Consider the following 23,054-nt stretch of genomic DNA (forward strand, 5'->3'; position numbering starts at 1 on the left):
TGCGACGGACGACCGGTCCATCGAGTTAAAACACCCAACGCTCCTGGCGAGGCAGGTCGGTTACAGGCTGAGCCTGGTCGACGTCCATCATGCGCATCGAGGTGGAAGCTTCTGCGACGCTGCTGACAGCGCTGAAATGACTCTGCGGGGCGCGATAAACCGAAACCTGCGGCGCTTCGGGTTTCTGGCTCTCCTGCCAGAGCAGCCATTGCTGCCCGGCAATCAGCGTCACCAATAACGCCAGCACTGCCCACAGGCCCTGCTGGATATGCAAGGAAGAGATCCGAAACTGGGCGGCACGTTGACGATTCATCCTGGAATTCCTCCCCACCCGGGGTGCAGTGATCTGGTTAAGGCGCGCTGACGCCACGTTTGAAGAGGTTATTGCAGTCGGCGTGCCAGAATTTTCCGACAGAAAAATTCTTATAAATCAAGCAATTACAATATGTTGTCAAAACACTGGGGGCGCATCCTGCACGATGGGCCCGTGGGACGTCGTGCGTAATGCACGACTGAGAGGAGGAGACGTTAGATTCTTTTCGAATGTTCCGTCAGAAACAGCTGTCGGATGGAGCGAAGCGAATCGGCCAAGCGCTGCGGCTGGGGAAAAAAACGGATCCAAATCAACCATTTAGGAGTCTGAGGCCCACAGGGTCGATTTCAATGGGTAATATTCCATCAGAATTAACCATGCAACTTGCCCGATTTTTCTGACACTAACCAAGACATTCATGAAAGGAGCGTAGGAAAGATGGAATCCGCCACCGAGCACCAAGGCCGCATTCTGCTGGTAGACGATGAGTCCGCCATCCTGCGTACGTTCCGTTACTGTCTGGAAGATGAAGGCTATACAGTCGCTACTGCCAACAGCGCTGCCCAGGCCGACGCACTGCTGCAACGCCAGGTCTTCGACCTGTGCTTCCTCGACCTGCGCCTGGGGGAGGACAACGGCCTGGATGTCCTGGCCCAGATGCGTATCCAGGCGCCGTGGATGCGCGTGGTGATCGTCACCGCTCATTCGGCAGTCGACACGGCCGTCGATGCGATCCAAGCCGGGGCCGCCGATTATCTGGTCAAGCCGTGCAGCCCGGATCAGCTGCGCCTGGCCACCGCCAAGCAGCTGGAAGTGCGACAATTGTCCGCCAGGCTCGAAGCGCTGGAAGGGGAAATCCGCAAACCCAAGGACGGCCTCGACTCCCACAGCCCGGCGATGAAGGTCGTTCTAGAAACCGCCCGCCAAGTGGCCAGCACCGATGCGAACATCCTGATCCTCGGCGAGTCCGGTACCGGTAAAGGCGAGCTGGCCCGGGCGATCCATGGCTGGAGTAAACGGGCAAAGAAGTCCTGCGTGACCATCAATTGCCCGTCGCTGACCGCCGAACTGATGGAAAGCGAATTGTTCGGCCATAGCCGCGGCGCCTTTACCGGCGCCAGCGAGAGCACGCTGGGGCGGGTCAACCAAGCCGACGGCGGTACGCTGTTTCTCGACGAGATCGGCGATTTTCCCCTGACCTTGCAGCCCAAGTTGCTGCGTTTCATTCAGGATAAGGAATACGAGCGGGTAGGGGACCCCGTCACCCGCCGTGCCGACGTACGGATCCTTGCGGCAACCAACCTCAATCTCGAAGACATGGTGCGCGACGGGCGTTTTCGCGAAGACCTGCTGTATCGCCTGAACGTCATTACCCTGCACCTGCCGCCCTTGCGCGAGCGCGCCGAGGACATCCTGACCCTGGCCGACCGCTTCCTGGCCCGCTTCGTCAAGGAATATGCACGCCCGGCCCGTGGCTTCAGCGACGAGGCGCGCGAAGCGCTGCTAGGCTATCGCTGGCCGGGCAATATCCGGGAGCTGCGCAACGTGGTGGAACGCGCCAGCATCATTTGCCCACAGGAAAAGGTCGAAATCAGCCACTTGGGGATGGCCGAGCAACCGGTGAACAACGCACCGCGCATCGGCGCCGCGCTGAGCCTCGATGAATTGGAAAAAGCCCATATCGGCGCCGTGCTGGCAACGGCCGACACTCTTGATCAGGCCGCCAAGACCCTGGGTATCGATGCCTCCACGCTGTATCGCAAACGCAAGCAGTACAACCTGTGAGCGACACCTTATGAAATTGGCGATGAAGCTGCGCACCCGGCTGTTCCTCAGTATCTCGGCGCTGATCACTGTGGCCTTGCTGGGGCTGTTGCTGGGCCTGGTCAGCGTGATGCAGATGGCCAGCACCCAGGAACAATCGGTACGCGACAATTTCATACTGCTGGATCTTGGGCTCAAGCTGCGCCAGACCCTGGGCGATCAGTTGATGATCATGCTCGACGAAAAGCCCGACCTCCCATCGCTGGAAGCCTCCAAACAGCAATACCTGGCGTTGATCGATGAAGGCATCGCCCATGAGCGGGAGCTGGACAGCACCGCGCTCAGCTTCACCAAGGCCAAGGCCGATTACATGGAATTTCTCGATGCCTTCAGCGCATCGCGCCAGCCTGACGGACAACTTGCAGGCATCCAGACGCTCACGGAGAAATTCAATGTCCTGCGCAATGGCCTGATCGAAGGCTACCGGCAGGCATTGAACAATATCAGCGATACCCAGACCCGCGCTCGCGAGCGGGCGCTGTTGATTTCCGGTCTATTGGGGCTGGTGGGGTTGGCGGTATTGATCATCGGCTTCATCACCGCCCACGGCATCGCCAAGCGTTTCGGCGCGCCGATCGAGGCGCTGGCCGCCGCTGCGGACGACATCGGCCAGGGCAATTTCGAAGTGACGCTGCCGGTTTCCACCGCTGCGGAGCTGAATCTGCTTACCCGGCGTTTCGGCGTCATGGCCCAGGCATTGCGCGAACATCAAGCCACCAACGTCGATGAACTGCTGGCCGGCCAGCAGCGCTTGCAAGCGGTGCTCGACAGCATCGACGACGGCTTGCTGATGATCGACCGCCAGGGCCGGCTGGAACACCTCAATCCGGTGGCCCAACGGCAGCTGGGCTGGGACGGCGAACGCCTGGGCATGGGCCTGGGCGAGGCGCTCGGGCGCCTTGAGCTGGACGATGAGCTGCAACTGGTGCTGCGCGGTGGAACGCTGGAGCGGGCGCCGGAAGACTTGAGCATCGAGGTGGACGGCGAATCCCGCGTGCTGACCTACAGCCTCACCCCCGTGAGCCATACCCAGGGACATATCCTCGGCGCCGTGATGGTGCTGCACGACGTCACCGAGCAACGGGCGTTCGAGCGAGTGCGCAGCGAGTTCGTCCTGCGGGCGTCCCACGAACTGCGCACGCCGGTGACGGGCATGCACATGGCGTTCGGCCTGTTGCAGGAGCGCCTGCACTTCCCGGCGGAATCTCGTGAAGCGGACCTGCTCAACACCGTCACCGAAGAGATGCAGCGGCTGATGCAACTGATCAATGACCTGCTGAACTTCTCGCGCTACCAGAACGGTTTGCAAAAACTGGTGCTGGCACCGTGTTCCATCGAGGATTTGCTGGAAGCAGCCCGGCTGCGCTTTGCAGCCCAGGCGCAAGCCAAGGGGATCGAATTGCTGGTAGCACTCCAGGGGCCGCTGCCGCACCTGCACGCCGATGCGTCGCAGTTGGAGAGGGTGCTGGATAACCTGATCGATAACGCGATGCGCCACACCGGCGATCACGGGCAGATTCGCTTGCAGGCTCGTCGCCACGGCGAGCGCGTGATCATCAGCGTCGAAGACAATGGCGAGGGCATTGCCTACGGCCAGCAGGGACGCATCTTCGAGCCCTTCGTCCAGGTGGGACACAAGAAGGGCGGCGCCGGCCTTGGCCTGGCATTGTGCAAGGAAATCGTCCAGTTGCATGGCGGCCGCATGGGCGTTTACTCAAGGCCGGGGCAGGGCACGCAGTTCTACATGGCGCTGGCGGTCTGAAGACCCTCAGGCCTCGTCGTCCAGGCGCCGGGACAGCAGGCGTCGGCCACGGGTAATCAGCTCGATGAGCTGCACTGCGCTGAGGGCATGGGCGAACAGCCAACCCTGGCCGAACTTCACCCCTTCGCTGCTCAGGTAGGACGCCTGGGCTTCGTATTCGATACCTTCGGCGATCACCTTGAGCTCCAGCGCGTGGGCCATGCGGATGATATGCGGGGCTACACCGCTGCTGGCGGCATCGTGTCCCAAGGCGTCGATAAACGCCTTGTCGATCTTCAGGTAGTCCACCGGCAACGTTTGCAGGTACGCCAGGCTGCTGTAACCGGTGCCGAAATCATCGATCAGCACCTGATGCCCGAGGTCGCGCAGCGATTGCAGGTTATCCCGCGCAACCAATGCGTCGACCAACCCGCGCTCCGTCACCTCGAAGGCAATCTGGCGCGCCGACACCCGGTGTCGCGCCAGCAGACGGGCGATCACTTCGCCGATACGGGGCACCATCACATCGCAGGCCGCCAGGTTCACCGAGATGTAGAGCTGCGGATTGGCCCGCAATAGCTGACCCAACTGGTCAAACAACCGTTGCAGCACGAAATCGGTGATCTGGCGGATTTGCCCGGTGTCTTCTGCCATCGGGATAAACAGATCCGGGCTGGTCAGGGTGCCGTCCGGTCGTCGCCAGCGCAACAAGGCTTCCGCGCCCACACAATTGCGGCTGTTCAGGTCGAAGATCGGCTGGTAGAGCACCTGCAATTCTCCGCGGCGGATGGCGCCATGCAGTTCGGCGTCCATCGACTGACGCTGGCGCGCCAGCAGGAAGACCTGGAAACCGATGCCCAGGCCCAGCGCCAGGCTGACGGGCAGCATCCACCAGGCGTTGTCCGGAACGTGGAAACCCTTGCGCTGGGCGATCAGCACCAATTGATATTCCGGGCTGTCGGTGGGCATCCGATAAATCAGTCGGCTCTGGGTGACTTGCAGGGCTTTATGGCTTTGAGGCGGCCAGGGCTCAGTCGGCGGCCAGTATTGGTCGCTTCCCAACACCGGGATGGCGCGCCTGCCATGATCCAGGACCACCAGCAGGCTGCTGCCAGACGGCAGATCGACCACATCGGTCAGATGCCCGCGAGAGGTGGCGACTCGAAAATTACCGCGCCCCAGCATCAACACAGCGCGGTCTTCATCGGGTTCGGACGTCGTGTTCAGCCAGTAGCTGTAGGTCGGTCCGCGCAGGTCGGGCGCACGGGTGACTGCCAGGCCGCCCTGGCGCGGACGATTGGAGCAGACGCCGCTGCCATCGATATATACCGCTTCATACACGAAGCGGTAATTGAAGCTGACTTGGCGTAATGTCGCGATCATCTCGTCGTCGCAGCCGCGCAGTGGCTGGTTCTGCAAGTCGTCGAGGCCTTCGCGCAACTGCCCGAACAGTTGTTCCAGGCGTTGCAGGAAGCGCTCGCCCTGGGCATTCATCTGCTCGCTCTCGCGTTGCTGGATCTGTTGCATCACTACGAACAGACTCCCCGCCAACAGCAGGGCCGTACTCAAGGCAGCCGCCACCATCGCCAGGAACAAGGGGCGATGCAACCAGCTCTGCAAGGTTTCGCGGGCAGCCGTCATCAGCGGTAATCCGAAAGTTACCAATGAGTTATAGCTGCTGATTTGAATTTGGCCCGATCCGTCAGACGGGCGTCATTATTTTGTCTGGTTGAGCACCTGCAAAATCGCCGCGCTTTGCGCATCCGGCGTGCCATCGAAACGGGACGGCCGGTAGTGCATCTGAAACGCGGCCAATACATGGCGGGTGGCCACATCCCATTCGCCAGTCTGGGGCGTCGGGTAGCCGAGACGGGCCAGTTCAGCCTGGAACCAGCTGGCTGCGGGTAACTGCGTCGCGAAGGACGCTTGCTGGCGCGCCACGGCCTGCTCGTCCGGCCAGACACCCAGACCCGCTTGTGCCAGGCGCTTCCAGGGAAACAGCGGACCCGGATCGAGTTTGCGCAACGGCGCGATGTCGCTATGGCCAATGATGCTGCGTGGGCTGATGCCGTTGCGCTGGATGATGTCCTTGAGCAGGACGATCAGGGCCTGGACTTGGGCTTCGCTGTACGGATACCAAAGGCGCCCGGTCGGCGTATCGACGTAGCCCGGATTGACGATTTCAATGCCGATAGAGCTGGAGTTGAGCCAGGTCCGTCCTTCCCACTCGCTTTCCCCGGCGTGCCAGGCGCGACGGCTCTCATCCACCAGCTTATAAATAGTCGCGTTCTTGTCGTCGCCGATCAGGTAATGGGCACTGACCTCCCCGTGGGTCAACAGCGCCAGGGAGCGTTCCAGGGAAGCCGAGGTGTAATGGACCACGACGAACTGAATACGGTTGTCATGGTTGACCGAGGGATGACTGGTATCGAGCCGCGGCCCGCTGGTGCAGCCGGCCAGAGCCAACAGAGCAACAATAAGCGAGAAAAACTTCATGGTGAAATGCTGTACGCGCTGAAAATAATGCAACAGTGTAACGTATCGCTTCGGAATGATCCGGTACACGCCGCGATATTAAACAAAATGGAACAAAAATGGCCTCAGCCCAGTTCCACGCGGTTGCGCCCAGAATTTTTCGCGCGATACAGCGCCTGATCGGCTCTTTTCAGCACCAGATCACTGTTTTCACCGGCTTTGAAAGCCGTCATGCCCATGGACACCGTTACGGTCACCGGCTCGCCCTTGAAGTGGAACGGGCAAGCCTCGATGGCAGCCCTCAGCGTCTCGGCTAACTGGACGCCGGTCGCCAGCGGGGTATCCGGCACCAGCAGGACAAATTCCTCGCCACCGAACCGGGCGATGAAATCTCCGCCACGCAGGCGCTTACGCAAGACCGAGGCGATGAGCTTCAACACCCGGTCACCGGCCAGATGGCCGTAGTTGTCATTGATCCGCTTGAAGTGGTCCAGATCGAGCATCGCCAGGAGCAGGCTGTTGCCGTGTTGCTGCCATTGGGTGACTTCCTGTTCGAGACGCTCGGACCAGGCGGCGCGGTTGGGCAGTCCGGTCAAGGGATCGACCAGGGCTTTCTGGCGCTGTTCTTCCAGGTTTTCACGAACGATCAGAGCATCCTGTTCCATCAGCGCAACGCGCTCGGCCAGGCTTTTCAGGCGAGCCGAAACCTCCTGCTCGCGCAGATCCCGCTGCTTCTGGTGCTGATCCATGGTTCCGAGCAAGCCTTCAAGGTGGTTCTCCAGCACCTGTTTGAGGCCTTCGAGGTCGTCGGCTTGTTGCACGCTGCTTTGCAGGCCGTCCACTTGCTCGCGAATCTGCGTGTCCATTTCCCGAGAGGCCGACAGGCCGTCGGCATGATCTTCGCTGGCGGCGCGCAGGCTGCTCTGGAATGACTCGAGCCGATCGTTGAGGCGCTGTAAGTACGCTTCGAATTCATGCTGGCCGCTGTCGGTGATCGCCAGCATGAGGACCGCCAGGTCATCGAGGATCGGCAGCAACTCGTACCAGTTCAGCCCATTTTGCAGGCGCTCACGCATGGCTTCGGCCTGGGGTCGATGACGCTCTGGCAAGGTCAGGTCGCCCAACAGGCCTAAAAGAGTGTCTTCGATATGCCTGGCCACCGAGCTGTAGGAGGGTTCCGGCGAGTCGGGCAGGGCGTAGTGAGCGTCGGTCGCTTCGGTTGGTGGCGTGGACTCGCTCGATTCGGCTGGAACGAGCGGCGTGTCGGGCAGGGCCGGGGCCGGCTCCTCGGGCATCAGCTCGTCCGGGTTTTCGAGGGCGGCTTCCGATGCCGGTTGTTGCTCAGGAGCAGGTTCAACGGCCTCGCTGGTAGACTCGACGACTTCGGGAACCGGTATCGGAGCGGCGGCAGGTTCGGCCTCCGGCTCAGTTTGGGTGAGCGACTCGGATTCCGTTTTCAACAGGGGAGCTTGCGCCGGTGCCGGTGCCGGTGCCGGTGCCGGTGCCGGTGCCGGTGCCGGTGCCGGTGTAATGGATTGTGCATCCGCTGCAGGCTGTACGGGTGTGAAAGGTACCGGCTGCGCCGTTTCCACTACGGGCGCCACGCTGGTCGGGGCGGCCTCTTGCGGCTGGGGTGCGGCTTCGTCGTGACCATGGCCGCCAAACAAACGTTGCAGCAGGCCTGGGCGACTCGGTTCTTGCGGAGTTTCCAGTGCGCTGAGCGCTTTGCCCTGCAAACTGCTCAATTCACTGAGCAAAAGCGGAATCTCGCGTGCCTGGCCGACCCGATCCTCCAACTGCTTGGAAAACTTCTTCAGGGGACGGCTGACTTCCTTGGGTAGCGGCAAGGTTTGCAACTGGGTTACCAGGGCCGTCAAGGCGGCGTTCATCTGCTCGATCCGCGTCTCGCGGCGTTGCTCGGAATCGAGTACGGCTTTCTCCAGGCGCGGCAGCAAGGCGGCCAGTCCCGCGTCCATGTCGTCGGCGCGCACCACTTCGCGCATTTCTTTCATGCACTGATCGACAGCCTTGTCAGTACCCTCGGCAGCCAAGGTGCTGCGCACCAGCCCGCGACGCAGCAAGTCGAGCCGGGCGTCCCAGCGGCGCTCGAGCTTTTCCTGCTGTTCGATACTCTTGAGGTACTTTTCTCTCCAGCGTTCGGCGTCGTCGCTCATTCTTCGGATCCGCGAGGGGCAGGACTCAGCGCGGGAAATGCATCGGCCGTGAGCGAACCCGGCAAACGAATCTCGACCGCGACCGGCAGGTGATCGGAAATGGGTTGGGCCAGCACCTCGACGCGTTCAAGGGTCAGGCTCGGGCTCAATAGAATATGGTCCAGGCAGCGTTGGGGGCGCCAGCTGGGGAATGTTGCCTGCAATTGAGGTGCGAGCAGGCCGAGATCGCGCAACGGTGACGTTTGCAGCAGGTCGTTGGCGTGGGTATTCATGTCGCCCATCAGCACCTGGTGCTTGTAGCCACCGATCAGCTCGCGGATATAGGCCAACTGCATCGTACGGGTCCTGGCGCCCAGCGCCAGGTGCATCATGACCACCACCAGCGCCTCCGGCCCTTCGCCGAAACGCGCCAGGATCGCCCCGCGCCCCTTGGGCCCGGGCAGCGGATGATCCTCGATCGCCCAGGGTCGCAGGCGGCTCAACACACCATTGCTGTGCTGGCCGAGACGTCCCAGATTGCGATTGAGTTGTTGGTACCAGTAGGGAAATGCGCCCAATTGAGCCAGATGCTCGACCTGATTGACGTAGCCGGACCGCAGGCTCCCGCCATCGGCCTCTTGCAGCGCCACCAGGTCGAAATCCTTCAGCAGATCGCCGATTTTCTGCAAGTTGTCGGCGCGCCCGGTGTGCGGTAGCAGATGTTGCCAGCCCCGCGTCAGGTAATGTCGGTAGCGCTCGGTGCTGATGCCCACCTGGATATTGAAGCTGAGCAGCCGTAAACGGCTGTCGGCGGGCAGGCCCGTGGACGTGAGGTGATGCTCGTTGACCTGCGGTTCATGCAGGCCAACGATGCGTTCGCTGCTCCAGCGGGCCATGGGCGTAGCCGCGCTTAGTTGGCGACAGCCTTACCGGAAGCCCGCTCCTTGGCGATCAGCTTGTCAGCCAGCGCCAGCGCATTTTCCGCGCTGCCGGCAGAACCGATGTCAAAGCGGTATTTGCCGTTGACGATCATGGTCGGTACGCCAGTGATTTCGTATTTTTTCGCCAGGTCCTTGGCCTTGGCAATCTGGCCTTTGATGGCAAAGGAGTCAAAAGTGGCCAGGAACTTGTCCTTGTCCACGCCTTGGGTCGCGAGGAAATCGGCCATGTCTTCTTTCTTGACCAGCTTCTTGCCTTCCTTCTGGATGGCATTGAACACAGCGGCGTGAACCTTGTGCTCCACACCCATGCTCTCAAGGGTCAGGAACATCTGGCCGTGGGCGTCCCACGGGCCGCCGAACATGGCAGGGATGCGTACGAAATTGACGTCAGAAGGCAGTTTGTCGACCCATGGGTTGATGACCGGCTCAAACGCGTAGCAATGCGGGCAGCCGTACCAGAACAGCTCCACCACTTCGATCTTGCCAGGCACCGCCACCGGAACAGGATTGTTCAGTTGGACGTAGGGGGCCTTCGTTTCGTCGGCATTGGCTTGGACGCCGATGCCGAACAGACTGGCGACGACGAGCGCGGCGCTGATGATCAGATTACGCATGCTTTACTCCTGGACAATAAAATGGCCTCGCGGGGCGTGTTGTTCAGACAGGCCGTGGCGGGTTCAGGTTCGCTAGTGTAACGGCAGCGGCCACAAAAAAGGGCGGCCAAAGCCACCCTTTTGATGCTTGCATCGACAGATTAATCGAGCGTTAACGTTGCAAGAGGTGTAGCCCCCTCGCAACGCCCGACGCAGAGCCCTGATGCAGTTTCAACTCAGTGCAGACCCTGGATGTAGCTGGACAAGGCGGCAATGTCTTCGTCGCTCAGCTTCTTGGCGATGGTGCGCATGGTCATCGCGTCGCCGTCGTTGGCACGACCGCCTTCTTCCTTGCGGAAATCGGTCAACTGCTTGGCCACGTACTGGGCATGCTGGCCACCCAGGTGCGGGAAACCGGCCGGTGCGTTGCCGGCGCCGTTCGGCGAATGGCAACCGGTGCAGGATGGCAGGCCTTTATCCAGGTTGCCGCCGCGAAACAGGGCTTCGCCGCGTGCCACGAGTTTTGGATCGGCAGCGCCGACGCTGCCCTTCTGGCTGGCGAAATAGGCCGAGATATCCGCCAGGTCCTGGTCGCTCAGGTTGTTCAACAGGCCGGTCATCTCCAGCACCGTGCGCTTACCGGACTTGATGTCGTGCAACTGCTTGTTCAGGTAGCGCTCGCCCTGGCCCGCCAGTTTCGGGAAGTTGGGCGCCATGCTATTGCCGTCCGGACCATGGCAGGCCCCGCATACCGCCGCTTTCGCCTGACCGGCAGCGGCATCGCCAGCGGCGTGGGCTACGCCGGTCATCCCCAAGGTCAACAGCAGACTCACGATCAGTTTGTTCATCAGCTAATCCAACTACGGCTAAGGGTTAAAGAGTTATGGACCGGGATTACTCGCTCATCCACTGGATGATGGCTCGGTAATCCTCGGCACTGCAGTCCATGCACAAACCACGCGGCGGCATCGCCTTGAAACCCTGGGTCACGTGTTGCACCAGCGTCTCCATACCTTTCGCCAACCTCGGCGTCCAAGCTTCCCGATCGCCCTTGCGGGGCGCCATGGGGAGTTGGCCAGAATGACAGGCACCACAAACACGGTCGTACACAGCTTCCGGATCCTGTGTAGCCTGAGCGCTGTAAAGCGGCATCAAGACACCGGCAGCTAGCAGCCATTTCGTCATAAAACGACCTTTTCAGGGTTGAGAGCGAGCTGCGTTCTAGTGCGCAATTTCGGTCAATCGCTCCCGTGAGCCTCATCCTACGCTGGGACAAAGCGCACACAAAATCTGCGGCATTATATACTGGCGTCACTGAAACGGAAACGACACCGCTTGCCGCGTCCTTTCCCGACGCCGCCCACATCGGAAATCCCATGCAACTGAAAAACCCCATCCTTGGTCTGTGCCAACAGTCCACCTTCATGCTCAGCGCCGCCAAAGTCGATCAATGTCCTGACGACGAAGGCTTCGAAGTGGCATTTGCCGGTCGTTCCAACGCCGGTAAATCCAGTGCGCTGAACACCCTGACCCACGCCAGCCTGGCCCGCACTTCGAAAACCCCAGGCCGCACGCAACTGTTGAATTTCTTCAAGCTAGACGACGAACGCCGTTTGGTCGACCTGCCCGGCTACGGCTACGCCAAGGTGCCGATCCCGCTCAAGCAACACTGGCAGCGTCACCTGGAAGCCTACCTGGGCAGCCGCGAAAGTTTGAAGGGGTTGATTCTGATGATGGACATCCGCCATCCGATGACCGACTTCGACACGCTGATGCTCGACTGGGCCGTTGCCAGTGGCATGCCCATGCACATCCTGCTGACCAAGGCCGACAAGCTGACCTACGGCGCGGCAAAGAACACATTACTCAAGGTGCAGTCGCAGATTCGTAAGGGCTGGGGCGACGCGATCACCATCCAGCTGTTCTCGGCGCCCAAGCGCATGGGCCTGGAAGAGGCCTACACGGTCTTGGCCGACTGGATGGAATTGGCGGACAAGGGCAGCGACGCGGCTGAATAAGCCAAATCGCAGGCAAAAAAAACCCCGGACTTCGTATGGGGAGGGGGAAGTTCGGGGTCCAAGTTCCGGACCGCTAGGGCGGGGTCCAGATATCTGCCAACACTTAACACAACATAGGAGCATTGAAGGGCTTCACCAGCCATTCAGAATCTCTGAGTGGCAATTCACGGGTTTAGTTCAGATTATTTTTGGAAATAACCGTAGGACTTTTCCGAACTGAAACGTTTTTGCCGGTCGCGCAGTGCTCGCTGTGGCGAGGGAGCTTGCTCTCGCTGGGTGGCGTAGCCGCCCCAAAAACTTGTGAGCGCTTCGCACTCAAGCGGGAGCAAGCTCCCTCGCCACGGGGTTCATTGCTGGGCTCAGTGTGCCTCATCCCAGTTGTTGCCTACGCCCACTTCCACCAGCAGCGGCACGTCCAGGGTGGCGGCCGCGCTCATGTGCTGGCGGATTTCAGTACTGACCTGTTCGACCAGGTCTTCGCGCACTTCCAGCACCAGTTCGTCGTGGACCTGCAGGATGACTTTCGCGTCCAGTCCGGAGCTGGTCAGCCAACGATCAACCGCGACCATGGCCTTCTTGATGATGTCCGCTGCCGTGCCTTGCATCGGTGCGTTGATCGCCGTGCGTTCGGCGCCTTTGCGCAGGGCCGGATTTTTTGCGTTGATGTCCGGCAGGTACAGGCGGCGACCGAAGATGGTTTCGACGAACCCCTGCTCTGCGGCCTGAGTCCGGGTGCGCTCCATGTACGCCAGCACGCCCGGGTAACGGGCGAAGTAGCGGTCGATGTAGGCCTGGGACTGCTTGCGGTCGACGCCGATCTGCTTGGCCAGGCCAAACGCGCTCATGCCGTAGATCAGGCCGAAGTTGATCGCCTTCGCGCTGCGCCGCTGGTCGTGGGTGACAGCTTCCAACTCGACGCCGAAAACCTCGGCCGCCGTTGCCCGGTGCACGTCCAGGTCATTGCGGAATGCATGCAGTAAGCCTTCATCTTTCGCCAGGTGCGCCATGATCCGCAGCTCGATCTGCGAATAGTCCGCCGCCAGCAGCTTGTAGCCCTTCGGCGCGACGAACGCCTGGCGGATCCGCCGGCCTTCGGCGGTGCGGATCGGAATGTTCTGCAGGTTCGGGTCGATGGACGACAGGCGCCCGGTGGCGGCGACGGCCTGTTGATAATTGGTGTGCACGCGCCCGGTGCGGCTGTTGATCTGTTCCGGCAGACGGTCGGTGTAGGTGCTCTTGAGTTTGCTCAGCGAGCGATACTGCATCAGGACCTTGGGCAGCGGGTAATCCTGCTCGGCCAGTTCGGCCAGCACTGCTTCGGCGGTGGACGCCTGGCCCTTGGCGGTCTTGCTGAGCACCGGCAAGCCGAGTTTTTCGTAGAGGATCACGCCCAATTGCTTCGGCGAACCGAGATTGAATTCCTCGCCGGCGATGGCAAACGCCTCACGCTCCAGCGCCACCAGTTTCTCGCCCAGCTCGACGCTTTGCACGCCCAGCAGATTGGCATCCACCAACGCGCCCTGGCGCTCGATGCGCGCCAGGACCGGCATCAGCGGCATTTCGATTTCATTGAGCACGTTGCCCAGGCTTGGCGTGGCAGCGAGCTTTTCCTGCAACGCCTGGTGCAGACGGAAGGTCACGTCCGCGTCTTCGGCGGCGTAAGGGCCGGCCAGTTCCAGGGCGATCTGGTCGAAGGTCAGCTGCTTGACGCCTTTGCCGGCGATGTCCTGGAAATCCGTCTTGCTCTGGCCCAGGTACTTGAGCGCCAGGCTGTCCATGTCGTGGCGGGTCGCGGTGGAGTCCAGGACGTAGGATTCCAGCATGGTGTCGAAGGCGATGCCCTGAACGTAAATACCGTTGTCCTGATCACCACCGATGGCGCAGTTGGCGAGGATATTGGTCTCGAATTTGGCATGCTGGCCGACCTTGGGCTTGTCGGGGTTTTCCAGCAGCGGCTTGAGGGCCTTGAGCACGGTGTCGCGGTCCAACTGCTCCGGCACGCCCATGTAGGAATGGGTCAGCGGGATGTAGGCAGCTTCGAACGACGCCACGGCGAACGACAAGCCCACGAGCTGCGAGTGCTGGGCATCGGTGCCGTTGGTTTCGGTGACGAAGGCAAACAGCGGGGCTTTTTCCAGCTTGCTCAGCCAAGCCTCAAAGCGCGCCTGATCGAGGATGACCTCGTATTTGGCTTCGGCGCTCGGCTGCTCGTCGGCCACTTCGGCGATTTCCTGGCCGGAACGCTTGGCGTCACGCTGGTTTTCTTCGAACCAGCTCTTGAATTCCAGCAGGGTGTAGAGCTCGGCGAGCTTCTCGTGATCCGGCTCGCCCATCTTCAAGTCGTCGAGGCCGATATCCAGCGGCACGTCGGTCTTGATCGTGGCCAGCTCGTAGGACAGGAAAGCCATTTCCTTGTGCTCTTCAAGCTTGGCGGGCAGGGTCTTGGCGCCACGGATCGGCAGCGTCGGCACGATGTCCAGTTGCGCGTACAGCTCGGTCAGGCCGCCGTTGACGCCCACCAGCAATCCAGACGCGGTCTTCGGTCCGATACCCGGAACGCCCGGGATGTTGTCGGACGAATCGCCCATCAGCGCCAAGTAATCGATGATCTGCTCCGGAGCGACGCCAAACTTCTCCTTCACGCCAGCCACGTCCAGCGAACTACCGGTCATGGTATTGACCAGGGTAATGTGCCCGTCGACCAACTGCGCCATGTCCTTGTCGCCGGTGGAGATCACCACCGGACGGTCGGCCGCCGCGCTGCTGCGAGCCAGAGTGCCGATCACGTCATCGGCCTCGACGTTATCCACGCATAGCAGCGGGAAGCCCAGGGCCTTGACGCTGGCATGCAGCGGTTCGATCTGCACGCGCATGTCGTCGGGCATGCTCGGGCGGTTGGCCTTGTATTCGGCGTACAGCGCATCGCGAAACGTCCCACCCTTGGCGTCGAAGACCACAGCGAAGGGGCTGTCCGGATACTGCTTGCGCAGGCTCTTGAGCATGTTGAGCACGCCCTTGACCGCGCCGGTCGGCAGGCCTTTGGAGGTAGTCAAAGGTGGCAGCGCGTGAAAGGCGCGGTACAGATAAGAAGAACCGTCCACCAGGACGAGGGGAGCTTGGCTCATGAGCACGATCAACCTTTTCGGCGGGTCCGGGGCTAGAATAGCGGGACCGTTGACGACAAAGGGACAAGGTTATCATGCGTACATTAAATCGCCTGTTACTGGCTGGCTTGTTTGCAATCACCCCGTTGGCCGTCATGGCGGCGGACGATGCACCTTCGGCCGACCCGGACGTCACCATTCGCACGGACGGCGATAAGACTATCCAGGAGTATCGGCAAAACGGTTTCCTGTACGCGATCAAGGTCACGCCCAAGAACGGCAAGCCTTATTTCCTGGTGCGTGCCGACGGTAGCGATGCAAACTTCATTCGTTCGGACCAGCCGGATATGCTGATCCCCTCGTGGAAAATCTTTGAGTGGTAATGCCGCTCTCGACTTCAACCGGCGCCCGCTGAAGGGCGCCCGTACTGGCAGTTCTAACCATGTCTGTGTTCACCCCCCTGGCTCGGCCCGAGCTGGAAACCTTTCTCGCCCCTTACGGGCTTGGCCGCCTGCTTGATTTCCAGGGGATCGCCGCCGGCAGCGAAAACACCAATTTCTTCATCAGCCTGGAGCAGGGCGAATTCGTCCTGACCCTGGTCGAGCGCGGCCCGGTCCAGGAAATGCCGTTCTTCATCGAGCTGCTGGATGTGCTGCACGAGGCCGACCTGCCGGTGCCTTACGCCTTGCGCACCACCGACGGCGTGGCGCTGCGCGAGCTAGCGGGCAAGCCAGCGCTGCTGCAACCGCGCCTGGCGGGCAAGCACATCAAGCAGGCCAACGCGCAGCACTGCGCTCAGGTGGGCGAATTGCTGGCGCATCTGCACCTGGCAACCCGCGACAACATGATCAAGCGCAAGACCGACCGCGGGCTGGACTGGATGCAGGAGGAGGGCGCCAAGCTCTTGTCACACCTGGACACCGAGGCCCGTGGGCTGCTTGAAGCAGCGCTGGATGAAATCGCTGTGCAAAAGACCGCGATCCTGGCGCTGCCTCGGGCCAACATCCACGCGGACCTGTTTCGCGACAACGCGATGTTCGAAGGCACGCACCTCACCGGGCTGATCGACTTCTACAACGCCTGCTCCGGGCCAATGCTGTATGACGTCGCCATCGCCTTGAACGACTGGTGCTCGGATGACGACGGCGTGCTCGATGGCGCCCGGACGCGGGCGCTGCTGGGGGCCTACGCGGCGCTGCGACCATTCACCGCCGCCGAGGCCGAGCTATGGCCGACCATGCTGCGCGTGGCCTGCGTGCGGTTCTGGTTGTCGCGGTTGATCGCCGCTGAGTCGTTTGCCGGGCAGGATGTACTGATTCATGACCCGATGGAGTTCCAGCAGCGGTTGGGGCAGCGGCAGGATGTTCACACACTGTTGCCGTTCGCCCTGTAACAGCAAAGCCGAGCGCTCTTGTGGCGAGGGAGCTTGCTCCCGCTGGGGTGCGCAGCAGCCCCAAGATCTTGCGGTCGCTGCGCAACCGAGCGGGAGCAAGCTCCCTCGCCACGAGGTTCTGCAAAGCAGGGGGTTAAAGTGACTCCAGACACCCCGCCAAATCATTCCCCAACTTCTCCAATAGCTGCTCATACCCCTGCGCCGTCGCCGGGGTGTAGCCGCCCAGCGCATCCAGTTCCGCCAGTTTCACCGGCAACCCGGCCACCAGGGTTTCGGCCAGACGCGGGCGCAGGGGCGGTTCGCTGAAAACGCAGGTCTTGCCTACCGCCTGCAAGCGCGTGCGCATCGCCGCCACGTGCTGAGCGCCGGGCTGGACCTCGGCGGCCACGGCGAAGACCCCGGCGTGCTTGAGCCCGTAGGTGTCTTCGAAATAGTCGAACGCTTCGTGGAACACGAAATAGGGTTTGCCCGCGATCCCGGCCAAACGCGACTTCAGGCGCGCGTCCAAGGCATCGAGACGCTGGCTGAAGCCCTTCAGGTTACTTTGATAGCGAGCGGCATTGGCGGGATCGGCCGCACTCAGGTCGGCGGCCATTTTCGCCGCGATCACCCGGGCATTGATGGGAGACAGCCACAGGTGGGCGTCGATGGTGCCGGGGCGGTGGTCATGATCGTGCTCATCGCCGTCATCGTCGGTATGGGAATGGCTGTCCTCGGCAAAGTGCCGCAGCTTGAGCCCCGGCAGTTCCTGCACAGCAACGGAGGGCAGCGTACGCCCATTCAGCACTCGCGGCAGGAAGCCTTCCATGTCCGGGCCGATCCAGTACAGCAGGTCCACCGACTGCACCTTGCGTACATCGGAGGGGCGCAGCGCGTAGTGATGGGGCGACGCACCGGGTGGCAACAGCACCTCGGGAGTACCCACGCCGTCCTGCACCGCCGCGGCGATCAACTGTAAGGGCTTGATGCTGGTAAGGACCTTGACGTCGGCCTGGGCCGGGCCGATCAACAGAAAACTTGCGACAAAAGCGACAAACAGCGAAAAAAATCGGGACACGATGACCACTCAACGAGGCGAGAACCGGTAACATAATAACGTCTCTCACTGAACTCGTCGCTGCCCATGCCTATTACACCCCTTGCCAGTCGCCCCCACGATCACTCCCACTGCGTGCACAGCGCGCTGTCCGAGGCCGACGCCATCTGCGCGCGCCAGGGGCTGCGCCTGACCGCCCTGCGTCGGCGGGTGCTGGAACTGGTCTGGCAAAGCCACAAGCCGTTGGGCGCCTACGACATCCTGGCCGTGCTCAGCGAGCAGGACGGCCGTCGTGCCGCACCGCCAACGGTTTACCGTGCGCTGGATTTCCTGTTGGAAAACGGCCTGGTGCATCGCATTTCCTCACTGAACGCTTTCGTCGGCTGCAACCATCCGGAGCACGCCCACCAGGGCCAGTTCCTGATCTGCCGCGAATGCCACGCCGCCATCGAGCTGGAACAGAAGTCCATCAGCGATGCCATCGTCGCCAGCGCCGAGGAGGTCGGCTTCGTGGTCGACACCCAGACCGTCGAAGTGGTCGGCCTCTGCTCCGGTTGCCAGGGGGCCTGATGAGCAATGCCTTGATCCGCCTCGAACAGGTGGCCGTGACTTTCGCCGGGCAGAACGTGCTGGATAACATCCACCTGAGCGTCGAGCCACGGCAGATCGTCACGCTGATCGGCCCCAACGGCGCCGGCAAGACGACGCTGGTGCGCGCCGTGCTCGGTTTGCTCAAGCCGGACAGCGGCAGCGTCTGGCGCAAGCCGAAGCTGCGGATCGGCTACATGCCGCAAAAACTCCACGTGGACCCGACGCTGCCGCTGTCGGTCCTGCGCTTCCTGCGCCTGGTGCCCGGCGTGGACCGCGCACGCGCCCTGGCGGCGCTCAATGAGGTAGGCGCCGAACAGGTGATCGACAGCCCGGTGCAAGGTATTTCCGGCGGCGAAATGCAACGCGTGCTGCTGGCCCGTGCCTTGCTGCGCGAGCCTGAGCTGCTGGTGCTCGACGAGCCGGTGCAAGGCGTCGATGTGGCCGGTCAGGCCGAGCTGTACAGCCTGATCACTCGCCTGCGCGACCGTCACGGCTGCGGCGTGCTGATGGTGTCCCACGATCTGCACCTGGTGATGAGCACGACCGATCAGGTCGTCTGCCTCAATCGCCATGTCTGCTGTTCCGGACACCCGGAGCAGGTCAGCGGCGACCCGGCGTTCGTCGAGCTGTTCGGCAAGAATGCCCCCAGTCTGGCGATCTATCACCACCACCATGACCATGCCCACGACCTGCACGGTTCAGTGGTCATCGGTGCACCGGTTACCCCCCACGTTCATGGAGATGGCTGCAAGCATGGCTGATTTTTTGTTGTACGCCCTGCTTGCAGGCCTGGCCTTGGCGTTGGTGGCCGGTCCCCTGGGCTCGTTCGTGGTCTGGCGACGCATGGCCTATTTCGGCGACACCTTGTCCCACGCCGCCTTGCTCGGCGTGGCCCTGGGGTTCCTGCTGGACGTCAGCCCGACGGTGGCGGTGACAGTCGGTTGCCTGTTGCTGGCGGTGGTGTTGGTAACCCTGCAGCAACGCCAACCGCTGGCGTCCGACACGTTGCTGGGCATCCTGGCGCCGAGCACGCTTTCCCTCGGGTTGGTGGTGCTCAGTTTCATGCACGAGGTGCGCATCGACCTGATGGCCTACCTGTTTGGCGACCTGTTGGCGATCAGCCCGGTGGACTTGTCATGGATCCTCGGTGGCAGCGCGGGGGTGTTGCTGTTGCTGGTGGCGTTGTGGCGTCCGTTACTGGCGATTACCGTGCATGAGGAACTGGCGCGGGTCGAAGGCCTGCCCGTGACAGGCCTGCGCATGGCGTTGATGCTGCTGATCGCAGTGGTCATCGCGGTGGCGATGAAAATCGTCGGTGTGTTGCTGATCACTTCGTTGCTGATCATTCCGGCGGCTGCGGCACAGCGTCACGCCCGCTCGCCGGAACAGATGGCCCTGGGCGCGAGCCTGCTGGGCATGCTTGCGGTGTGTGGCGGGCTGGCGCTTTCCTGGTTCAAGGACACCCCGGCCGGCCCGTCAATCGTGGTCAGTGCCGCTGCGCTGTTTCTGCTGAGTTTTGTCCTGCCCCGTCGAGGGGTGTAGACTTGCTCGCTTTTTGCGCAAATAGAGAGTCGCAGGAATGAAGCCGTTCGCCTCCCGTTATCTGCTCCTTGTCGCGTTTTCCCTGCTGCTGGGTGCTTGCCAGAGCACCCCGCCGGTCACCGAGGCTCCCGATACCCGGGGCCCGGCCATCGCACAGTTGGAACAAAGCCTGGCCACCAATGAGCTGGCCACCGCTGAAGACCAGCTTGCCGCGTTGCAGGCACAGTCGTCCGCAGACCCGTCGCTGGAGCCGTATCAACGGCAACTGGCCGAGGCCTATCTGCGTCGCAGCCAGATCGACCTGCAAAAAGGCGATGTGAACGCCGCCGCGACGGCCCTGAGCCGCGCCCGCGCGTTAATGCCCAAGGCCCCGGCGCTGACCGGTGAAGTCAACAACGCCATTGCCGAAGCCCGGAAAGCCGAGCTGGATAAGGCCGAAGCCGACCTCAAGGCCGCCGAGACCAAACCCGTCGCCAAGCTCATCGACCCGAGCGCGGAGAGCACCACGGTTGCGTTGAATATTGGCGATATTCAGCAAATGCGTCGGCAACTGGATGCTATCGCCGCTGATGTGGTGGCTTATCAGTGTGACGTCAGCCTCCAGGTGCCGCGTACCGATGATTACCCGTGGTTAGCGAACCTGCTGACCAAACGGGTCAAAAAGCTCGACCCCGGGTTTGAACTGAAACTGCGCAAACAGATTTTGCGTAGCGTACCGGCGCAGATGGTCCTCACACCGCGCAAGCATTAAAAGCATCGCGAGCAGGCTCGCTCCCACAGTAGGGTGTGGTGGATACAAAATTTGTATTCACACCAAATCCACTTTGAGAGCGAACCTGCTCGCGATGGCGGTGGGTCAGCCAGGCAGATGTTGAACGTACCGCCGCCTTCGCGGGTAAACCCGCTCCCACAGGGTTCTTTGGCGGATACCAAATCTGTATTCACACCAAATCCACTGTGGGAGCGAGCCCGCTCGCGATGGCGTCCTACCAGCCGCCACTCATCAAGCCGGAACCGCCTTGGCCTTGGGCTCCCGTGCCCAAACTCGATGCTGTGCAATCGCCGCAAAAAACCGCGAAAAACCGCTCGCCTCTGCATCCTCTATCAAGCCTGCATCCACCTCCAGCTTCAACTCCACCAGCAACTGCCGAGCCTCACCATGAAGCCCGATGGCCTTCAGATGCTTGTAGGCTTCCAGCACGTAATGCAACGCCACGCCGTCCCGGCTCAGGGCCTTGATCGACTCTGCGCCGCCCGGTACGAATACCGCGTCGAAAGCAATCGACGGCATGCCTTCCATGGATGCATCCACCGCCAGAGGCAGCCCATCGGCCGTGGTCACCGGCGCGGAAGACGGCCCGAGCACTTTGGCGTGAGCACCCTCGGCCTTCAGGGCCTGTTTGAGCGCATCGATAATTGCCCCATCCACCCCGTTCGCGACCAGCACCGCGACTTTGCGCGTCTTGATGTCACCCGATAACAGGTTCGCCTGGCTCAATGCCGGCGATTTCTCCAGCGAAGGCGTCGGCACATCGACTGTGCAAGCAGTCGGCGCCGGTAACCCCAGGTTCTTCGCAACCCGTGCCGCCAGCTCCAGATCAATGTTGGCAAGGATCTCATTGACCTGCCGCGCCCGGATGAACTCGCGCTCCACCTTGCCCAGCTCGAAGCTGTAGGCGGCGATGATATGCTCCTGCTCGTGCGGGCTCATGCTCTTATAGAACAACCGCGCCTGGGAGAAATGATCGCCGAACGAGTCGCTGCGCTGGCGGATCTTGTAGGCATCGATCCGCTCCGGATAGCTCTCGAAACCGCCATCCGCGGGACCTGCCGGGGTTTCCTTCGGCCAGCCACCGTCGATGGAGTTCGGCTCGTAGGAGGTGCGCCCCTTGTCGATGGTGCTGCGGTGCATGCCGTCGCGCTGGCCGTTGTGTACCGGGGTGATCGCCCGGTTGATCGGCAGCTCATGAAAATTCGGCCCGCCGAGTCGGCTGATCTGCGTATCCGTGTAGGAAAACAGCCGGCCTTGCAACAACGGGTCGTTGGTGAAGTCGATACCCGGCACGATATGCCCTGGGCAGAACGCGACCTGCTCAACCTCGGCAAAGAAGTTGTCCGGGTTGCGGTTCAGCACCATCTTGCCCAATGGCGTTATGGGCACGAGTTCTTCCGGGATCAGCTTGGTCGGGTCGAGCAGGTCGAAGTCGAACTTATGCTCGTCTTCCTCGGCGACGATCTGTACGCCCAGTTCCCATTCCGGGTAGTCCCCCATCTCGATCGCCTCCCAGAGATCGCGACGGTGAAAGTCGGTATCTTTACCCGCCAGTTTCTGGGCTTCGTCCCACACCAGTGAACAGGTCCCGACCTTGGGCCGCCAGTGGAATTTGACGAAGCTGCTGCGACCTTCGGCATTGATCATGCGGAAGGTGTGCACGCCGAAACCCTGCATGCTGCGCAGGCTCTTCGGAATGGCCCGGTCGGACATCGCCCAGATCACCATGTGCGCCGATTCCGGCACCAGCGAAACGAAATCCCAGAACGTGTCATGGGCCGAGCCGCCAGTAGGAATCTCGTTGTGCGGTTCGGGTTTTACCGCATGGACAAAGTCGGGAAACTTCACCGCGTCCTGGATGAAGAACACCGGCATGTTGTTACCTACCAGGTCGAAGTTGCCTTCGTCGGTGAAGAACTTCACGGCGAAGCCACGTACGTCACGCACGGTGTCACCGGAACCCCGTGGACCTTGCACCGTGGAAAAGCGCACGAATACTGGCGTTTTTTTCGCCGGATCCTGTAGGAATCCGGCCTTGGTCAACGCCGAATGCGCTTCATAGCTCTGGAAGTAACCATGGGCGCCGGTGCCGCGGGCGTGAACGATGCGCTCCGGGATGCGCTCATGGTCAAAGTGCGTGATTTTCTCACGCATGATGAAGTCTTCCAGCAGCGACGGCCCGCGAGCCCCGGCGCGTAGGGTGTTCTGGTTGTCCGAGATTTTCACGCCCTGGTTGGTGCGCAACGCCTGCTCGGTGGCGTCGGAGCGGAACTGTTCCAGGCTCTCGAGCTTGGCATTGGTGTTGCCGCGATCCAGGGTGTCGGTTCCGGCCAGTTGGCTCTCGGTGCCGGTGGGCTTTTGGGTACTCATCAGGCGTAACTCCTCTTTTGCATCCCTGCCAGGGCCAGGATTCTTGAGTGGTTTAATGAGTGACCGACACCGTTGCGCTGCGTTCCTTTTTTGTGTCCTTTGATCGTCTTATTGCCAAATCACTGGCCCAATCGCAAATAAATGCTAAGTACCTCTATACGGACAGGCTAAAATGCGCGCCCGGCTAA

Annotated in this window: 20 protein-coding genes; 9 read left to right on the forward strand and 11 right to left on the reverse strand. The window is 61.6% G+C overall.

Annotated elements, in window-relative coordinates; translation table 11 throughout:
* Positions 1-25 precede the first annotated feature (25 nt).
* Positions 26-313, reverse strand: a complete 288-nt coding sequence (locus ACLEJR_RS06710; RefSeq protein WP_440794525.1) for a hypothetical protein — start codon at positions 311-313, stop codon at positions 26-28.
* A gap of 438 nt (positions 314-751) precedes the next feature.
* Here ACLEJR_RS06710 and algB point away from each other — a divergent pair, with 438 nt between their 5' ends.
* Together algB and ACLEJR_RS06720 are read left to right on the forward strand one after the other, a co-directional pair.
* Positions 752-2,098, forward strand: a complete 1,347-nt coding sequence (gene algB, locus ACLEJR_RS06715) for a sigma-54-dependent response regulator transcription factor AlgB (protein WP_245145367.1) — start codon at positions 752-754, stop codon at positions 2,096-2,098.
* Positions 2,099-2,108: 10 nt separating this feature from the next.
* A complete protein-coding gene (locus ACLEJR_RS06720; RefSeq protein WP_440812898.1) occupies positions 2,109-3,899 on the forward strand; it encodes an ATP-binding protein in 1,791 nt (596 codons plus the stop codon).
* 6 nt (positions 3,900-3,905) lie between these two features.
* Here the strand turns inward: ACLEJR_RS06720 and ACLEJR_RS06725 are convergent, their stop codons facing one another.
* The 7 genes from ACLEJR_RS06725 to ACLEJR_RS06755 all read right to left on the reverse strand — a co-directional run bounded on the left by ACLEJR_RS06725 (position 3,906) and on the right by ACLEJR_RS06755 (position 11,225).
* On the reverse strand, positions 3,906-5,519 hold the full coding sequence (locus ACLEJR_RS06725) for an EAL domain-containing protein (RefSeq protein WP_440812900.1): 1,614 nt from the start codon (positions 5,517-5,519) through the stop codon (positions 3,906-3,908).
* 75 nt (positions 5,520-5,594) lie between these two features.
* Entirely contained in the window at positions 5,595-6,374 is a 780-nt protein-coding gene (locus ACLEJR_RS06730) for an N-acetylmuramoyl-L-alanine amidase (protein WP_440812903.1), read from the reverse strand.
* A 104-nt stretch (positions 6,375-6,478) separates the two neighbouring features.
* Positions 6,479-8,527: a GGDEF domain-containing protein gene (locus ACLEJR_RS06735; protein WP_440812905.1), complete on the reverse strand. Its 2,049-nt coding sequence runs from the start codon at positions 8,525-8,527 to the stop codon at positions 6,479-6,481.
* Positions 8,524-9,402: an endonuclease/exonuclease/phosphatase family protein gene (locus ACLEJR_RS06740; RefSeq protein ID WP_440794536.1), complete on the reverse strand. Its 879-nt coding sequence runs from the start codon at positions 9,400-9,402 to the stop codon at positions 8,524-8,526. The genes ACLEJR_RS06735 and ACLEJR_RS06740 overlap by 4 nt, the downstream gene beginning before the upstream one ends.
* A 14-nt stretch (positions 9,403-9,416) precedes the next feature.
* On the reverse strand, positions 9,417-10,061 hold the full coding sequence (locus ACLEJR_RS06745; protein WP_440812907.1) for a thiol:disulfide interchange protein DsbA/DsbL: 645 nt from the start codon (positions 10,059-10,061) through the stop codon (positions 9,417-9,419).
* 215 nt (positions 10,062-10,276) lie between these two features.
* Positions 10,277-10,888 carry a c-type cytochrome gene (locus ACLEJR_RS06750; RefSeq protein ID WP_440794539.1) on the reverse strand — a complete coding sequence of 204 codons (612 nt, stop codon included), beginning with the start codon at positions 10,886-10,888 and terminating at the stop codon, positions 10,277-10,279.
* A gap of 46 nt (positions 10,889-10,934) precedes the next feature.
* Complete coding sequence (locus tag ACLEJR_RS06755) at positions 10,935-11,225, reverse strand: c-type cytochrome (RefSeq protein ID WP_440794541.1); 291 nt, start codon at positions 11,223-11,225, stop codon at positions 10,935-10,937.
* A 191-nt stretch (positions 11,226-11,416) separates the two neighbouring features.
* Here ACLEJR_RS06755 and yihA point away from each other — a divergent pair, with 191 nt between their 5' ends.
* Positions 11,417-12,058 (forward strand): ribosome biogenesis GTP-binding protein YihA/YsxC, encoded by a 642-nt coding sequence (gene yihA, locus ACLEJR_RS06760; RefSeq protein ID WP_440794543.1) that lies wholly within the window; start codon positions 11,417-11,419, stop codon positions 12,056-12,058.
* A gap of 359 nt (positions 12,059-12,417) precedes the next feature.
* Here yihA and polA read toward each other — a convergent pair whose 3' ends face one another.
* Positions 12,418-15,183, reverse strand: coding sequence for a DNA polymerase I (polA, locus tag ACLEJR_RS06765; protein WP_440812910.1), 2,766 nt, complete (start codon positions 15,181-15,183; stop codon positions 12,418-12,420).
* 74 nt (positions 15,184-15,257) lie between these two features.
* Here polA and ACLEJR_RS06770 point away from each other — a divergent pair, with 74 nt between their 5' ends.
* Both ACLEJR_RS06770 and ACLEJR_RS06775 read left to right on the forward strand, forming a co-directional pair.
* Positions 15,258-15,545, forward strand: coding sequence for a DUF2782 domain-containing protein (locus ACLEJR_RS06770; protein WP_440812912.1), 288 nt, complete (start codon positions 15,258-15,260; stop codon positions 15,543-15,545).
* Positions 15,546-15,604: 59 nt separating this feature from the next.
* Positions 15,605-16,555: a homoserine kinase gene (locus tag ACLEJR_RS06775; RefSeq protein ID WP_440812914.1), complete on the forward strand. Its 951-nt coding sequence runs from the start codon at positions 15,605-15,607 to the stop codon at positions 16,553-16,555.
* Between the two features lie 133 nt (positions 16,556-16,688).
* Here ACLEJR_RS06775 and ACLEJR_RS06780 read toward each other — a convergent pair whose 3' ends face one another.
* Positions 16,689-17,612: a zinc ABC transporter substrate-binding protein gene (locus tag ACLEJR_RS06780; RefSeq protein ID WP_440812917.1), complete on the reverse strand. Its 924-nt coding sequence runs from the start codon at positions 17,610-17,612 to the stop codon at positions 16,689-16,691.
* Between the two features lie 66 nt (positions 17,613-17,678).
* Between ACLEJR_RS06780 and zur the strand changes: the two genes are divergently transcribed.
* The 4 genes from zur to ACLEJR_RS06800 are packed head-to-tail and all read left to right on the forward strand — an operon-like array spanning position 17,679 to position 20,475.
* Entirely contained in the window at positions 17,679-18,161 is a 483-nt protein-coding gene (zur, locus tag ACLEJR_RS06785) for a zinc uptake transcriptional repressor Zur (RefSeq protein ID WP_440794551.1), read from the forward strand.
* Entirely contained in the window at positions 18,161-18,943 is a 783-nt protein-coding gene (gene znuC, locus ACLEJR_RS06790) for a zinc ABC transporter ATP-binding protein ZnuC (RefSeq protein WP_440794553.1), read from the forward strand. The genes zur and znuC overlap by 1 nt, the downstream gene beginning before the upstream one ends.
* Entirely contained in the window at positions 18,936-19,724 is a 789-nt protein-coding gene (gene znuB / locus ACLEJR_RS06795) for a zinc ABC transporter permease subunit ZnuB (protein ID WP_440794555.1), read from the forward strand. The genes znuC and znuB overlap by 8 nt, the downstream gene beginning before the upstream one ends.
* A gap of 37 nt (positions 19,725-19,761) precedes the next feature.
* Positions 19,762-20,475, forward strand: a complete 714-nt coding sequence (locus tag ACLEJR_RS06800; protein ID WP_440812920.1) for a PA5502 family lipoprotein — start codon at positions 19,762-19,764, stop codon at positions 20,473-20,475.
* Positions 20,476-20,727: 252 nt separating this feature from the next.
* Here ACLEJR_RS06800 and katE read toward each other — a convergent pair whose 3' ends face one another.
* The gene (gene katE / locus ACLEJR_RS06805; RefSeq protein ID WP_440813096.1) at positions 20,728-22,923 is read right to left on the reverse strand and encodes a catalase HPII; all 2,196 of its coding nucleotides are present in this window, start codon (positions 22,921-22,923) and stop codon (positions 20,728-20,730) included.
* Positions 22,924-23,054: the final 131 nt, after the last annotated feature.

Origin of the sequence: Pseudomonas sp. SMN5, from assembly GCF_052041925.1 — a bacterium.
Classification (GTDB): Bacteria; Pseudomonadota; Gammaproteobacteria; order Pseudomonadales; family Pseudomonadaceae; genus Aquipseudomonas.